10 protein-coding genes and 7 pseudogenes are annotated in these 14,428 nt (G+C 60.1%); 15 read left to right on the top strand and 2 right to left on the bottom strand.

Annotated features, from left to right (window positions below):
- Window positions 1–257: 257 nt before the first annotated feature.
- The 13 genes and pseudogenes from QA645_RS32935 to QA645_RS32875 form a co-directional block, all read left to right on the top strand.
- A pseudogene (locus QA645_RS32935) lies at window positions 258–359 on the top strand (DUF736 domain-containing protein); the annotation flags it as partial.
- A gap of 65 nt (window positions 360–424) precedes the next feature.
- Window positions 425–1,444 carry an integrase core domain-containing protein gene (locus QA645_RS32930; RefSeq protein WP_283045406.1) on the top strand — a complete coding sequence of 340 codons (1,020 nt, stop codon included), beginning with the start codon at window positions 425–427 and terminating at the stop codon, window positions 1,442–1,444.
- Window positions 1,445–1,467: 23 nt separating this feature from the next.
- Window positions 1,468–2,178 (top strand): annotated as a pseudogene (locus QA645_RS32925) (TrbI/VirB10 family protein); the annotation flags it as partial.
- A complete protein-coding gene (locus QA645_RS32920; RefSeq protein ID WP_283045405.1) occupies window positions 2,141–2,947 on the top strand; it encodes a zincin-like metallopeptidase domain-containing protein in 807 nt (268 codons plus the stop codon). The pseudogene QA645_RS32925 and the gene QA645_RS32920, both read left to right, overlap by 38 nt.
- Window positions 2,948–3,055: 108 nt before the next feature.
- Window positions 3,056–4,644, top strand: a pseudogene (locus QA645_RS32915) (ParB/RepB/Spo0J family partition protein); the annotation flags it as partial.
- Window positions 4,645–4,646: 2 nt separating this feature from the next.
- Window positions 4,647–5,081: pseudogene (locus QA645_RS32910) on the top strand (TrbI/VirB10 family protein); the annotation flags it as partial.
- A complete protein-coding gene (locus QA645_RS32905; RefSeq protein ID WP_283045404.1) occupies window positions 5,078–5,308 on the top strand; it encodes a DUF2274 domain-containing protein in 231 nt (76 codons plus the stop codon). The pseudogene QA645_RS32910 and the gene QA645_RS32905, both read left to right, overlap by 4 nt.
- A gap of 120 nt (window positions 5,309–5,428) precedes the next feature.
- Window positions 5,429–6,367: an alpha/beta hydrolase gene (locus QA645_RS32900; RefSeq protein ID WP_283045403.1), complete on the top strand. Its 939-nt coding sequence runs from the start codon at window positions 5,429–5,431 to the stop codon at window positions 6,365–6,367.
- 24 nt (window positions 6,368–6,391) lie between these two features.
- Window positions 6,392–6,997, top strand: a complete 606-nt coding sequence (locus tag QA645_RS32895; protein ID WP_283045402.1) for a ribbon-helix-helix protein, CopG family — start codon at window positions 6,392–6,394, stop codon at window positions 6,995–6,997.
- A 7-nt stretch (window positions 6,998–7,004) separates the two neighbouring features.
- A complete protein-coding gene (locus tag QA645_RS32890; RefSeq protein ID WP_283045401.1) occupies window positions 7,005–8,300 on the top strand; it encodes an MFS transporter in 1,296 nt (431 codons plus the stop codon).
- A gap of 42 nt (window positions 8,301–8,342) precedes the next feature.
- On the top strand, window positions 8,343–8,543 hold the full coding sequence (locus tag QA645_RS32885; protein WP_283045400.1) for a hypothetical protein: 201 nt from the start codon (window positions 8,343–8,345) through the stop codon (window positions 8,541–8,543).
- Window positions 8,540–8,893, top strand: coding sequence for a hypothetical protein (locus QA645_RS32880; RefSeq protein ID WP_283045399.1), 354 nt, complete (start codon window positions 8,540–8,542; stop codon window positions 8,891–8,893). Before QA645_RS32885 ends, QA645_RS32880 begins: the two co-directional genes overlap by 4 nt.
- 309 nt (window positions 8,894–9,202) lie before the next feature.
- Window positions 9,203–9,328: pseudogene (locus tag QA645_RS32875) on the top strand (DUF2274 domain-containing protein); the annotation flags it as partial.
- Between the two features lie 59 nt (window positions 9,329–9,387).
- On the opposite strand, the pseudogene QA645_RS32870 reads toward QA645_RS32875, so the two are convergent.
- A pseudogene (locus QA645_RS32870) lies at window positions 9,388–10,203 on the bottom strand (LysR family transcriptional regulator); the annotation flags it as partial.
- A gap of 574 nt (window positions 10,204–10,777) precedes the next feature.
- A pseudogene (locus tag QA645_RS32865) lies at window positions 10,778–11,011 on the bottom strand (transposase); the annotation flags it as partial.
- Window positions 11,012–11,413: 402 nt separating this feature from the next.
- On the opposite strand from QA645_RS32865, the gene QA645_RS32860 reads away from it, so the two are divergent.
- Both QA645_RS32860 and QA645_RS32855 read left to right on the top strand, forming a co-directional pair.
- Entirely contained in the window at window positions 11,414–12,439 is a 1,026-nt protein-coding gene (locus tag QA645_RS32860) for an IS110 family transposase (protein WP_283045398.1), read from the top strand.
- Between the two features lie 769 nt (window positions 12,440–13,208).
- Complete coding sequence (locus tag QA645_RS32855; RefSeq protein ID WP_283045397.1) at window positions 13,209–13,508, top strand: hypothetical protein; 300 nt, start codon at window positions 13,209–13,211, stop codon at window positions 13,506–13,508.
- Window positions 13,509–14,428 lie beyond the last annotated feature (920 nt).

Below are 14,428 nucleotides of genomic sequence, written 5' to 3'. Positions count from 1 at the left end.
CCGAGGCGCACCGAACGGCCTCTTTGATGGATTGATCTGGCCGAAGGCCGGCTGAAGCCTCGATCGCCTAAGGCGCAACAGCGGCGTCACAACTTTCTTCCCCTGCCGGCTGCGCCGTCATTCCTCGCGCGAGACAAGAAAGTTCCTCCTTTGCCGTCGAGCCCCTGCGGGGTGCGCCGTCGATCGCCTCCGGCCTGTCGATCACCATCGAGGCCGCAAGGTGCGGGCTCGGAAAACAGAGATCAAGGAGAACGACAATGGCGACCATCGGCACCTTCAAGAAGACCGGAAACAACGAATTCAATGGCGAGATCGTGACCCTCTCGCTCGAGGCCAGGAACGTCCGGATCGTCCCCGAGACCAACCTGTGTGTACCGAAAACCTCATCCGAGTGTGATGCCGCCTTGGAATCGCCTAAGCTGGCATGATGATCGGGCTGTTCTGCTTCGCTCTGGCCGTCTTGGCCTCGCCATTCAGGTCGAAGTTGCGGCTTGAAGCCGAGAATGCGGTGCTTCGACATCAGTTGATTGTCTTGAGGCGCAGGCGGCGTGGTCGCGTTCGGCTCACAAACCTTGACCGCTGGTTCTTTGTCCAGCTGTATCGCCGGTTTCCGGCAATCCTGAAGGTTCTCACAATCATCCGGCCTGAGACGCTGGTGCGTTGGCACAGAGCCGGATTCCGCTGCTACTGGCGTTGGAAGTCGCGCCCACGGGGAGGGCGACCACCAGTCGAGACAGAGCTGCGCACACTGATCCGGCAGATGAGCGTCGAAAATCCGCTTTGGGGTGCGCCACGCATCCACGGCGAACTGCTCAAGCTCGGGTTTGAGGTAGCGCAGTCGAGCGTCGCCAAGTACATGGTCAAACGGCGGGTGCCACCCAGCCAGGGATGGCGAACCTTCTTGCACAATCATGCGCCAGACGTCGCCGCGATGGACTTGTTTGTTGTCCCGACCGTTAGCTTCGACCTGCTCTATGCTTTCGTCATCGTTCGGCTGGACCGGAGAGATCTTGTCTGGATCAACGTCACGGCACATCCAACCGCCGAATGGGTCGCGCGTCAAATAACGGAGGCATTCCCCTGGAGTGAGGCTCCGCGCTACATGATCCGGGACCGGGATTGCATCTACGGTGCGGTGGTCACACGCCGGCTGCGTGCCATGGGTATTCGGGACAAGCCTGTTGCACCGGCTTCACCTTGGCAGAATGGCTTTGTCGAACGGCTGATCGGATCGATCCGGCGTGAATGTGTGGACCACATCATTGTCTTGGGCGAGATGAATTTGCGTCGGGTCCTGAAATCCTACGCCGACTATTATAATGGCATCAGAACGCATCGATCCTTGAACAAGGATGCGCCGGTTTCTCGCCCGGTTCAGCGAACCGGTGTGATCAGTTCACGCGCCATCCTGGGCGGACTTCATCACCACTACGCCCGCGTTTAAGTTTTCGGTACACACAACCGGACGAGCAGTCCAAGAACTTTCGGTTGAGAGCGGAGCATCCGCGCGTGACACGTTTGTCGCGGAAAGCTCTGGCCGGAGGGAGCGCGGTTGCATTGCTGGTCATTGGCGGAACTGTGCTGTGGTCACTGCAGAACAATCGCCCGCGAAATCAGGCGGCCGATGAGCTTTACAACACCGATCGTCACAATGTTGCCGATGGCATTACGACGCTGCCAAAGGATTACACGGGCGTTCCACGCCAAGCCATCCCTCAGCTTGGTCCGCCGCTCCCCGGGGATCTTGGTCGACCGATCCTTGCTGCTCAGGGCCAGTTGCCGACGGGCAGCGCCGATCCGGAGCAGCAGCGTCGAGACCAGGAGACCGAGGCCGCCCGTATCAGCCATTTGTTCGCTTCGTCCAATGGGAGAGAAGTGCGTCCAGCCGCCGCTGCTCAGAGCGACCGCAATACTCCATCGGTCTCAACTACCGGGAACGACGAAGGATACGGGCAGAACGGTCAGGACAGGCAGCTAGCCTTCGCCAACTCATCCGTGGATCGTCGCACGGTAAGTTCTGATCGCATCACAAAACCCGCTTCACCGTATCTCGTGCAGGCTGGTACGGTCATTCCAGGTGCCCTGATCACCGGGATCCGATCGGATCTTCCAGGTCAGATCACGGCGCAAGTGACCGAGAATGTTTACGACACGCCGACTGGTCGTTCCCTGCTTGTGCATCAACGTTCTGATCCTCTGGGGGGCCGCCACCGAGCGCGCATTCACGGGTCAGAGCTGGCTGACATTCCGCCAGGCGTTGTCGCTCGGTGGCCACGTCCGCAAGGGCGAGCGCGGGACCACCGTGGTCTATGCCGATCGATTTGTACCGGTCGACGAAAAGCGGCGCGCGACCGAAACGGGCGATGAAGCGCAGGCGATCCCGTTCCTCAAGCGCTTCACGGTCTTTAATACTGATCAATGTGACGACCTGCCTTCGGAGATCGCGACGACAGCGCCGCCTTCGCCACCAGGCCTGATCGAGCCGCAGGTCGAAAAGCTCATCAAGGCGACTGGCATCGATTTTCGGATCGGTGGCAACCGCGCATTCTATGCGCCGGCAGAAGACTATGTGCAGGTACCTCCACCACAGGCCTATTTTGAGCCGATCAACTGGCATCGGACCGCCTTGCATGAGCTGGCGCATGCCAGCGGCCATCCGTCACGTCTCAACCGTGACTTGTCGGGCGGCTACGGCACCAAGAAGTACGCCTTCGAGGAGCTCATCGCAGAGATATCGGCAGCGTTCAGTTGCGCGTCGCTCGGTATCGTACCGACGGTGCGACATGCCGACTATATCGGCTCCTGGCTCGAGGTGCTGCGCGAGGACAATCGCGCGATCGTGCGAGCTGCTTCACAAGCCAGCAAGGTTGCGGACTATCTGCTTGGCTTTCTGCCGGAGTCCGTTGTTGACGTGACGACCGAGAGCGCGGAGCAGGAGGCAGCGTGAAGATCTCGCCAGTCGCTTCGGATACGAGAGTGAGAGGGGAGGTGCGGTTTTCGCGACGGGTTGGAGGCCGAGAGAGAGGCTCCCGGCCGCCCGTCGCGGAGAATTGACATGACGAAAGCCGTCCAAAAGATCACCCTGTCGCCCTCGCGGGACATTCCGTTCAACAAGCTGGTGCTCAGCCAGTCGAACGTCCGGCGCGTGAAAGCGGGCATCTCAATCGAGCAGCTCGCTGAAAGCATAGCCCAGCGGACGCTTCTGCAAAGTCTCAACGTGCGGGCGGTTGTGGATGCTGAAGGCAATGAGACCGGTATGTTCGAGGTGCCGGCGGGCGGCCGGCGCTATCGCGCGCTGGAACTTCTCGTCAAGCAAAAGCGCATGGCGAAGGTGCAGGCCGTTCCTTGTGTCGTGCGTGAGGGCGGCATCGCAGAAGACGATTCGCTTGCGGAGAACGACGAGCGGGTAGGCCTACATCCGCTCGATCAGTTCCGGGCCTTCCAGACCTTGAGTGGCGCCGGCATGTCCGAGGGGACATCGCGGCTCGACACTTCGTGGCGCCGGCTGTCGTCAAGCAACGCCTCCGGTTGGCGTCCGTGTCGCCAAAGCTGCACGACGTCTATGCCGAAGACGGCATGACCCTCGAGCAGCTCATGGCCTTTTCTGTCACTGCGGATCAGACGCGGCAGGAACAGATCTGGGAGAATGTCAGCCGCTCGGGCTACGATGAACCTTATCAAATCCGGCGGATGCTGACCGAAAATACCGTGCGGGCGTCCGATCGCCGCGTCCAGTTCATTGGGCTCGATGCTTACCAGCAGGCAGGTGGCGGCGTTTTGCGCGACCTGTTCGAGCACGATGATGGCGGCTGGCTTCAAGACGTCGCTCTCCTCGACCGTCTTGTCACGGAGAAGCTCAAAGCCGAGGCGGAGGTAATTGGTGCGGAAGGATGGAAGTGGATATCAGTCGCCGTTGAATTCCCCTACGGCCACACTGCACGCCTGCGCGGGCTGGACGGCCAACCTGTCGATCTCACCTCCGAGGAGCAGGCCACCATCGACGCCCTCAATGCCGAGCAGGCGAAGCTCGAAACCGAATATCAGGATGCGGATGAGCTGCCCGAAGAGATCGACCAGCGTCTCGGCGCGATCGAGGCGGCGCTGCTGGCGCTCGAAGACCGCCCGAAAACCTACGATCTGCCGGAGATTGCCCGGGCCGGCGTCTTCGTCAGCATCGATTCCGAAGGACGTCTTTCCGTCGATCGGGGCTATGTTCGGCCTGAGGATGAGGCGCCTGCGGCCGGTTGCGACGTCGAACAGGGCACCGATGCTTCGTCGCCTGATGGGCAGGAGGCTGGTGCCCCCGTACAACGCGCGGCGATCTCGGTCGCCGGCGCACCGACCGAACCGGAGGAGGATGATGAAGACCCGGCAAGGCCGTTGCCGGATCGGCTCATCATCGAGCTCACGGCCCACCGAACGCTGGCATTGCGGGATGCGCTGGCGGAAAATCCCGCGATCGCGTTCCAAGCGGTGTTGCACAACTTCGTGCTGACGGCTTTTTACCGGTTTGCTTCGTCCGGGAGCTGCCTTGAGATCGGGCTGCGCACACCAACCTTTCCCGCTCAAGCTCCTGGGCTGAGGGAAAGCGTCTCGGCCAAGGCTGTCGAGGTGCGGCATGAGGCTTGGAAGGCACGGTTGCCGCTCAGGGCGCCAAGCTGATCGGCCAGTACGACAGCTCCGTGGCGTTCGGCCAGAGCCGCATCCTCCTGGTCTGGACTCGCATCATCATGCCTAACGGCAACTCGATCGTGCTGGAGCGCCAGCCCGGCGCCGACACCGGTGGTTATGCCGGGCTCGAGGATGAGGTCGACAATCATTGGGGCACGCTGTTCAAGGCCGCCGTTCTCTCGACCATGCTCAGCGTCGGGGCCGAGGCGGGCACGAGCCAGAACGAGAACAATCTCGTTCAAGCGATCCGCAGCGGCGCGTCCAACAGCATCAGCCAGACCGGCCAGCAGATCGTGCAGCGCCAGCTCAACATCCAGCCGACGCTGACCATCCGGCCAGGTTTTCCGGTCCGTGTAATTGTGACGCGAGACTTGGTCCTCGCCCGCTACCCGAAGGGAGGAACACCATGACGAAGCTCAAGCTTGGACCACTCGAAGACGACAAGCCGGTCAAGCTCACGATTGAGCTGCCAGCGGCGGTCTTCAGGAATCTCAAAAGCTATGCCGAGATTTTAACGCGTAGCGGCGACACGCCGATACCGATCGAGCCCGCCAAACTGATCGCGCCAATGATCGAGCGCTTTATGGCGACAGACAAGGGGTTCTCAAAGGTGAATCGCGCGGCAACAAATCGATAAAGCGACGATCGTTCAGCGTTGCCTTGTGAGAGGCGGCCGGGACCAAAGCCCGTCAAGTCAGATCCGGTCATAGACCAGAATTTGCTCTACGGAGCGGCGTTCAGGTGAAGAGGAAGTCAGATGCCATATATCGATGCCACGGGTGTGAAGCTATATTTCGAGGAAGGAGGCGAAGGCCGACCGATCATTTTCCTGCACGAGCTCGGCTCAGATAGCCGCCAATGGGAAACCCAGGTTCGGTACTTTTCCCGTAGCTATCGCTGCATCGCCTTCAACGCCCGTGGATATGCCCCGAGCGACGCCCCTCGCGATCCGGCCCTCTATGGCTGGGAGCTCGCTGTGAACGACATCGCCGCCGTCATGCGTGGCCTTGCCCTCGAGCACGCACACCTGGTCGGATCGAGCATGGGTGGATATGCCGCCTTGCAGTTTGGATTACGCTACCCGGAGAAGGCCAGCGCGATTGTCGCGGCCGGTGTGGGAGCCGGATCGGCTCCGTCCCAGCGAGACGCCTGGTCGAGAGAAACCTCCATTCTCGCGCGGGCTTTCATCGAGCGCGGGATGGACGCCATGGCCCGGAAAATGGCGCATGGTCAGACTCGTATCCAACTCAAATACAAGGATAGACGGAGCTGGCAAGAGTTTTGGGAACGCCTGCGTCACCACTCACCGCTAGGTATGTCGAATACGATGGCGCGCTGTCAGGGGTTACGACCGTCATTGCATGATCTGGCCGATCAGCTCTCAACGATGCGAACACCGGTATTGCTGGCCCTGGGCGATGAAGACGCGCCCTGCCTCGAGACCAACCTGATGCTGAAAGCAGTGCTTCCGAACGCCGGTCTTTGGATCAGTCCCAATACCGGCCACTCCATCAATCTGGAAGATCAGGCAGCATTCAATGCTCAGGTCGACAGCTTTCTTGCCGCCGTCGAGCGTGGGAGCTGGCGCCGCGGATATCCAGCGATTGAGACCGAATCCAACTTGAGATTTGAGATGACGCTCGATCCGTACGCGAACGCCGACGTGGTCCCTTTGTCTGCGTATCCAATTGTCTAGCCGTTTCGCAAGCCGAGTCTTCTCATGACAACCCGGACTGGCGTTCATCTCAGCGAATCCATGGCAACGCGGCTCGCCGCCGCGGCTACACGCACGGGCGTGACAAAATCAGAACTTATTGAAGCCGCGCTCGATCGCTTTCTTCAATCCGATAGCGCCGCTGAACATTTCGCGATCGTGGCAGACCGCCTCGCTGAGCTGAACGATCAGATCAGGCGTCTCGGTGCCGATCTCAAGATGGTGAATGAGGTCGCAGCCCTTCACGCGCGCTACCACTTGGCCGTTACGCCCTCGTTATCGGCTACAGAGCAGCATATTGCTGCTGTCGTCGGCGCCAAACGCTTCGAGGAGTTCGCCGCGCAAGTAGGACGACGTGTTGAGCTCGGGATATCTCTGACGCGGGAGACTTTGAACCGGCGCGTCAGCAGAAATGAGGACCACTCCGAGTGCGACTTCGCGGCCAGCGAGGCGCACGGCACACCTTCCAAGTCCTCTGAATCAATTTTTGGCGCATCCGCCGCGGTTGATGGCGCATCAGAGCCGAACGCTGCCGTGCGGGAGGACGGCAGCGCTCGGCCCTTTCCAAAACAGGCTCACGGCCCACTTCAGCGAGAGATCCAGCGGCGATGAGACGACGTTGCGCGCAACGCTGCCCACGTCAACGGCATCTTCCGCTCTGCGCCGCGAGTTAGCAGATGTCAATGGTCTCGCTCTTATCATACGGGTATTTCTGCCATTTGCCGTCGGCTATTATCTCTCGTACCTCTTCAGGACAATCAACGCCTTGATCGCCGCTCCCCTGACATTGGAGTTGGGGCTCGGCCCTGGCGATCTTGGCTTGCTGACCTCGGTCTATTTTCTCACCTTCGCGGCGGCGCAGATACCGGTCGGCATCCTGCTGGATCGGTATGGTCCGCGGGTGATCCAGAGCGTGCTGCTGGTTGCTGCTGCGGTCGGCGCCGCATTGTTTGCGACGTCAGATAATTTGATCATGCTGGCTCTCAGCCGGGCGCTAATCGGTCTCGGTGTCGCCGCGAGCCTGACCGCCGGATTGAAAGCCCTCGTTCTCTGGTTTCCGAAGGACCGTCTTCCGTTTCTCAACGGCCTGATGGTCATGCTCGGGGCATTGGGAGCGGTCACCGCGACCTCGCCGGCGCAGTTGTTGCTGGCTTGGGTTGGGTGGAGGACGCTCTTCGCATTGTTCGCCGTCGTCACTGCCGGCTGTTCGGCGATGATCTATCTCTTGGTGCCCGAGAGTGCATCGGCAACGCCGGTCATGCGTGGAGCAGCCATGGCCAGTTTGAAGAAGATTTATACCGATCCGCATTTCTGGCGTCTGGCGCCGCTATCAGCGACTTCCGTCGGCACCGCCTGGGCGCTGCAGGGACTTTGGGCGGCGCAGTGGTTCACTGACGTCGAGGGACTTGATCGCGCTGCGTTGGTGCAGCATTTGTTTGTCATGGCCGCAGCCCTCAGCCTGGGTGCGCTCCTGCTAGGCGTTCTGGCTGATCGGCTGCGTCGCTATGGCATTGGAACAGAGGCGCTCCTCGCGGTCGTCGGCCTTGTGTTCATTGCCGTGCAACTCGCGATTATCCTGCGATGGCCGTTGTCATCATACGTCCTGTGGGCCGCCGTGGCCGCCGTCGGCGCAGCCACGGTGCTTAGCTATGCGATTCTGGCTAGTTATTTCCCGAAAGAACTTGCCGGACGGGCCAATGCTGCTCTGAACGTGTTCCATATCGGTGGGGCGTTTGTCCTGCAATATGCCACCGGCCTCGTCCTTGAACATTGGACGCCTCAGGCGGGACATTATCCTGACATCGCGTACCGGATAGCCTTTACCCTCAATCTTGTCCCTCAGATCATCGCATGGCTCTGGTTCGCTTTCCCGTGGGTGCTTCGGCCGCAGGCCAGCGCTAGGTTCAGCGATTAGGAGCGCCAGCGTCGGCGGCAGCCTAGGTTCAGAAAAAACAACTTGGCCAGCGCCAACAAAACCTGCGCTTCGTGGAAGAAAAAAGCGCATCACCTTCCACTGCCTGCGCCACACGACGAGATGGCTGGAGGTCTGGAAATGTTGCGCCATGTGCCCGTTTGCTGCCCGGAGCGCACGCACTTCATCGGACTCGCGCGAGCCGCACCGACCGACAACCCCATCGTCCTCGACAAGGGGATTTGATCTTCGATGGCAGAATAGGCAAGTATGCAACCGGCGGGGGTGCCGCAGGGATGCAGGCCGGAACCATGATCTTATATACCTACTCACGTGAGGCTGAACCGAGCGAAGACCGCTGGAAAGACACAGGAATCCCCGGTTTCTTTTTTGCGGAACTGGACGAGGTGCGACAGGCCGTCCTCGAGCTCCGCGAGGAAGTCGCCTCGGATGACGATAAGGAGCCTTCATGGAGTCCGGTTCGCATCGAGCGGATTGAACTCCTCGCTCCGACAACGCAGAACGTCCTGACCCTGCTCAACGAGGGGATCGGACCGCTGATCCGGCGCTATGAAATCGTGGAAACCATTGCTTGAGCAGAGAGCTGTCCGGCCAGTCCATACCCGCGCAGTTTGCAGACCGCCTGTTTTCGGAGCCACCTTGCAACGACTGTCTCCCGGAGAGACGCCAGATCGGTGAGGTAGAACTCCAGGATAGGACTTCCCTCGGCGCCGTTGATAGCCGGGACGGGCTCGATCCCGCCCCGGCTATCAACGCCTCCGCCAGCCTCGTCATCGTGTGCATGTTCGGCAATCGTCATAGCAACCAGACATCACAGGCATGAAACAGTCCGATAGAGTCCGGATGATGCCGGGATTTTGACGCGAGTTGGAGATTCGACGACGCCGATTGAGCCAGGGAAGCTGATCGCGCCGATGATCGAGCGCTTCATGGCGACCGGCCGGGCCTTCGCGAAGGCGCGGCGAAATGCTGCTCGGTCCGTCCCTGGTGCGGCCGAGAGATCCGGATAGCGCTCGCGAAGCAGGTCGAGCAACGGACGCAGCGATGGATTGCAATTGTCCTGCCGCCAATAGGCGCGAAAGTTCAGCTGCGTCGGGCCCTGGGCATCATGCACCTCGCGGAAGGTAACACCCGGATAGTTAGCGCCCGTCGCACCTTCGAGTGCCAGGAGGATACCCCAGCCGGCTCCGACCGAGGTGAGAAGCCGGTCGAGCGACGCTTCATGGTGGAGCAATTGACAAGTATCAAGACTTCCCATCTTGCTGATGAGAAGCTTGACGAGTTCGGGACCGGGGCCGTGTTCTGTCACCAAAAGGGCTTCGTGCCTCAGTTCGCCCCAGTGAACCACATCACGGCCTGCTAACGGATGACCCGCGGGGAGAGCAACCACGGCACGTTCGCCCCAGAGCAACAAGGATCTGTCGCTCCAGCTCGCATTGGGCTCGACCAGGAAGGCGACGTCAATGGCGGAGCTGGCGAGATCGGACATCAAATCGTCGCTCGATCCGTCGACGAAATGCGGTTTGACATCAGGGAAGCGCCGCTGGTGCTCGAGAAGGGTGGCCCGTAGATTGCCGGCGGAGAATGAGGCGTGGATCCCGATGTTCAATAGACCGCTCTCGCCGCGCCAGCGGCTCTTGAGGCGGCCGGTCATCGCCTCAGTATCATTCACGATGCGCCGGGCAGCATCGAGGAATTCCTGACCTTCGATGGTCGGTCGCGTACCGGCTTTAGTGCGCTCGAAGATGGCACCGCCCAACTTATGTTCGAGATTGCGCAGGCGGCGACTCAGCGTTGACTGCTTAACCCTGAGGGTCTCTGCCGCTTGGCGGAGGCTTCGGTGCTGGGATGCGACGATAGCCCAGCGTAGATCTCGAAATTCCATTGGCACGGTCGAAGCGCAACCCCCTCTAGCTCGTATATTCGGTGCTACCATTCCAAACCGCAGTTGGGATCGATCAAGATAGCAACTGGTAGTAGAATTTTCTTCCAACTCAATGGGAAGCAAAGTTTCAATCTAAATGGGTAGAACCGGGAATATCCGCAGTGGTGGCCCGATCCTGCGCGATCCTGCCCAGGGCATTCGCTTGCCGAGCTGCTGTCCATCCGGCCGGGAGATTGCTTGCTTTGCCCTGCAATCATTCGGAGAATCTTGTCGAGGGAACAGCGAACTGTGCATCGGTCGAGTGACATACAATCGGACGATCCACAGACTGCAGAAGCCGGTTGTGATAAATAAATCCCGAGTTTGCATGGACGAGGTTTTCCGGTTTCGAGCCTGTCGCGCCGATTGCGTTATATGATGAGCCGAACTTGCGCGCGGGTTTGACCGTGATTCATTTCGGGTCGATTTCCCGGGCGTATCGCCTGGCCGAATTGGCGCGACTCGATCCGATAGCGCGCGCCTGCCGCCGCCGTCAGTTCCTTCCGCGTCACCATGGTTAGCCGCCCCACCTTCGCCCTGTTGCGATCTTGGCCTTCAGGCAGGCCTCGACCGTGCATTTGAAGATCCTACGGAATCGCTCTTCGCCCCAGCGCTGGCGGATGCGCGTCAGGCTTGAATGGTGCGGTAGCTGCTCGTGCAGGCCATAACCAGCAAACCATCGAATGGCGATGTTGACCTGAGCCTCACGGATCAGCTTGCGATCGTGTACGATCCCGGTGAGCAGACCCGCGAGCATCAGCCGTATAGCCGGTGTCCCATTCCCGAGACCTAAGTAGGAGCGCTGGCGGGAAAAAGGCGCTTGAGGCGGTGGCCGGCTGTTGCGCCAAGGCGGGACTGCCGCCCTCGCTCCTACGGAGCAATCGTAGGTGTTTCATGCGCAATCGTGACCTTGTCTCCGACAGCTTCCTGACACTGACCGCGGCCGGTCTGGTGATGCTCTGCTCGAGCCTGCTCGCCTTTGCGTTCACTTAAAGCGAGTGCGCTCGTTGCGCTTTTGCGCCTTGACCAAGCAAAAGTGCTTGGCGGCTAGCAAGCCCAGCAGCACGGTGCCTGACACTGAAAACGATGACGTAATTGCGGTCAGCGCCCGGGGGCATAAAAGCTCCGTTATCGTCGAGCTCTCGCAATCAAGCGATTCGGAGGAGCTGTCATGAGGCAATACGTCGGCCTGGATGTCTCGCAAAGAGAGACTTCGGTTTGCGTGGTCAACGAGACTGGTCAAGCGATCTTTGAAGGGAAGGCCAAGTCTGATCCCGGCGATCTGTCCAAGCTGCTTCGCAAGCATGCGCCATTGGCGGAGCGTATCGGCTTTGAGACGGGCGCGATGGCAAGCTGGCTTTGGCACGAGCTTCGTAGGGTTGAACTGCCCGTCGTTTGCATCGATGCAAGGCATGCACACGCAGCACTGTCTGTCCGCATGAATAAGAGCGATCGGAATGATGCTCGGGGCCTTGCCGAACTGGTGCGGGTTGGATGGTATCGAGAAGTCAAGATCAAGAGCGAGGAGAGCCAGAAGGTTCGAGCGATTCTTGTCGCGCGATCTCGCCTTGTGTCCATGCGGCGGGATATCGAGAACCAGGTCCGCAGTCTGATCAAGGAATGTGGGTTGCTATTCCCTCGCGCGATTGGCCAACAGTTTCGTAGCCAGGTCGGCGAGCTATTGGGCGAAGATCATCAACTCCTCAACGTGGTCGAGCCGCTCCTGTCGATTCATGAGCATATCTGCCAGCAGCAGAGCAAATTCGACGACGAGGTCCGCCGATTGGCAAAGTCTGACGAGACGACGCGTCGCCTGATGACGGTTCCTGGTGTTGGCGTGGTTACTGCCTTGACCTTCCGCCATACGATCGATGACCCGTCCCGCTTCCGATCGGCCTCGACAGTCGGCGCCTATCTCGGCCTCACACCTCGGCGCAACCAATCTGGTGAAACTGACACTAGTGGCAGGATATCCCGATGGGGCGACAGGCTTCTCCGAACCTACCTATTCGAGGCAGCGACGGTCCATCTCTATCGGACCAAAAAATGGTCTTCCCTCAAGGCGTGGGGAATGAAGCTCGTGAAGCGGGTCGGTTTGAAAAAGGCAAAGGTCGCCATTGCACGCAAGATCGCTGTGATCCTCCACTGCATTTGGGTGGATGGCACGTCGTTCGACTGGAGCCACGCGCCGGCCTGACCTTATTCTGCAAGTTCCTGGCCCGGTCCGCCGGGCCCGGCGATGTCCCGCTGGGACGGTGGTCGTGGTGACCTCGGTCAATCGGCTGGTGGCGGGCTCGCCCGCACGCCGTTGCAAACGATGAGGCACCCGATCCGGACATCATCATGAGGCGCCTGCGACCTCGGAAAGGACCATGACCCCAGCGACGGGCAGCTGATCACATTGAGATTTAGGTAACGGCCAATCGGCCCACGACTACCGAGCTGGCTATCGATCTACCAGCCGCGCTCGTCCCATCTCCGCAACCCGACCCGCTCCGACGGGTCGAGCGCTACCGTCTTGCCGAATGGCTTCAAAGAGAGTTGACAATAATCCGCAATTAAAGGGCCGATTGACGTATTCGACCAGCTTGCGGGCAGCGGCTTCCTGGTGGGCAAAGGGGCGCTCGGGTCACGCCAGAACTTGTGGTTCAGACAAGATTCATAGCCGCGAGCCTCCGAACGTTGTGGAAAGACAACGTAGATGAAAACGGTCATAGCTCACGCGCCATTGCAGGATGGCAGCGGTTCTTCAGCTTTATCCAGTGCTTTTGCCGTCCGCCGCGGTAAGTCCGTTCGAGGTGTTTCGAGACAGCCCCTCAGAACAGGTCTGGCCCGGATGAATTTTAAGGGCATTGTCGAGGTTAACACTAACTCCGCTCGATCGGCGCGGCGGACAACGCGATCCTTGTTAGAGCGATCCAGATGATGGATTGCGGTGCGGCTCGCACTCAAACTGGAAGTGAAAAGTGACGATTATTCTAGCCCTGCTAGGGAGCGCGATCATCGGGCTCGCGACGGGCCTGTCCTTTCGGGTCTGGGCCATGGTGCTAGTGTCTCCGGCGATCGCGGTCCTCGCCGCGATCGTTCTTCAGGTCTCCGACTTCGGCTTCTTCGCTGGCGTGTCCGTCGTCATCGGATGCCTCGTCGTCAGCCAGATCGCCTACCTGCTGGCAGCGTTCTGCCGGCATAACATCTCAGTTCAGGACGAAGCCTACTGCGATCCAGGCGAACACCGCCATCAGGGTATCCGCGACAAGCACAAGTAGCGCAAGGCCCGTCCAGGACGGCAGCTTTGCTTTCGGCGCGGCCGGAGGGTTTTTGATCGTTTCGGCAGAGGGCCCTGTAAGAACGGAGGTGAGTACCTGACAGCAATGCCAGCCGCACTTTTTTGAAGCACCATGGATCTCATTGCGGCACACCTTTCAATGCTAATGGTCGGTTTGATCGGGGTCCCGGAGATAGGATGATCCTCCCGAACAGGAGAGGCGGGGCCGGGTCTTGGTCGGGGACAGCCACCGGCACGGCGCGGGCCGCCGAAGAGACGCGCTGCCGGGCTCAAGAGGGCGCTGTCCGGATGATCTGTAAACGTACTGTCTTTTCCAGGGGGGCGATCAAAACGGCCCACTGGCTCGAACCCCGACAGATTATCGCATGTCGTTTAATACGGCTGTCGTCGCGACGCGAGGCGCCTTGGTCACGGTCCGTGAAGCCGCACTCCCATTTGGAGAGCGAGAGTAATACGCGGCGCGAACGAAGCGATACGATCGTGCGACAAATGCCCATTTTCGGTCGGACAAGTCCAGGGGTGCGACCAGCGAGTCATTGATTGTTCTCAACCCGTGGCTGTTTGAGCGAGCAAAACGGACAATCGCGCTTGCTTTCGGCACGGATGATGCCCGCCCGTTCAGTCCTAAGGCTCAGTACCGGAGCCGCGATGGTGTTGGAAGGCGCAAGACCAACAAAGGCAACACCGGAGATCGATCAGCGGGGCTGAGCCTTCGCGATATTGGTCTCGAACTTCAGGCCGTCTCAGCCGATTTCGAGTCGGCCAGAATTTCAAGGCTAGCACGAGCCGCCGGCGATGGCGGCTCACTCTGACGGCAGTGCCGGCACAACGCTCCCCGAAATCGCCCGTGGGCTGAACCGTGCATCGGCGACGGTGCTACCGAAACTGTGCTGAACCAGG

Origin of the sequence: Bradyrhizobium sp. CIAT3101, assembly GCF_029714945.1 — a bacterium.
Taxonomy (GTDB): domain Bacteria; phylum Pseudomonadota; class Alphaproteobacteria; order Rhizobiales; family Xanthobacteraceae; genus Bradyrhizobium.
This window is presented reverse-complemented; position numbering and strand designations above follow the sequence as displayed.

Bases quoted from the DNA above. Each gene is read 5' to 3' on its own strand.
- QA645_RS32900 (WP_283045403.1), top strand. From the start codon at position 5,429: ATGCCATATATCGATGCCACGGGTGTGAAGCTATATTTCGAGGAAGGA.
- QA645_RS32905 (WP_283045404.1), top strand. From the start codon at position 5,078: ATGACGAAGCTCAAGCTTGGACCACTCGAAGACGACAAGCCGGTCAAG.
- QA645_RS32860 (WP_283045398.1), top strand. From the start codon at position 11,414: ATGAGGCAATACGTCGGCCTGGATGTCTCGCAAAGAGAGACTTCGGTT.
- QA645_RS32920 (WP_283045405.1), top strand. From the start codon at position 2,141: ATGTTTACGACACGCCGACTGGTCGTTCCCTGCTTGTGCATCAACGTT.
- QA645_RS32895 (WP_283045402.1), top strand. From the start codon at position 6,392: ATGACAACCCGGACTGGCGTTCATCTCAGCGAATCCATGGCAACGCGG.
- QA645_RS32930 (WP_283045406.1), top strand. From the start codon at position 425: ATGATGATCGGGCTGTTCTGCTTCGCTCTGGCCGTCTTGGCCTCGCCA.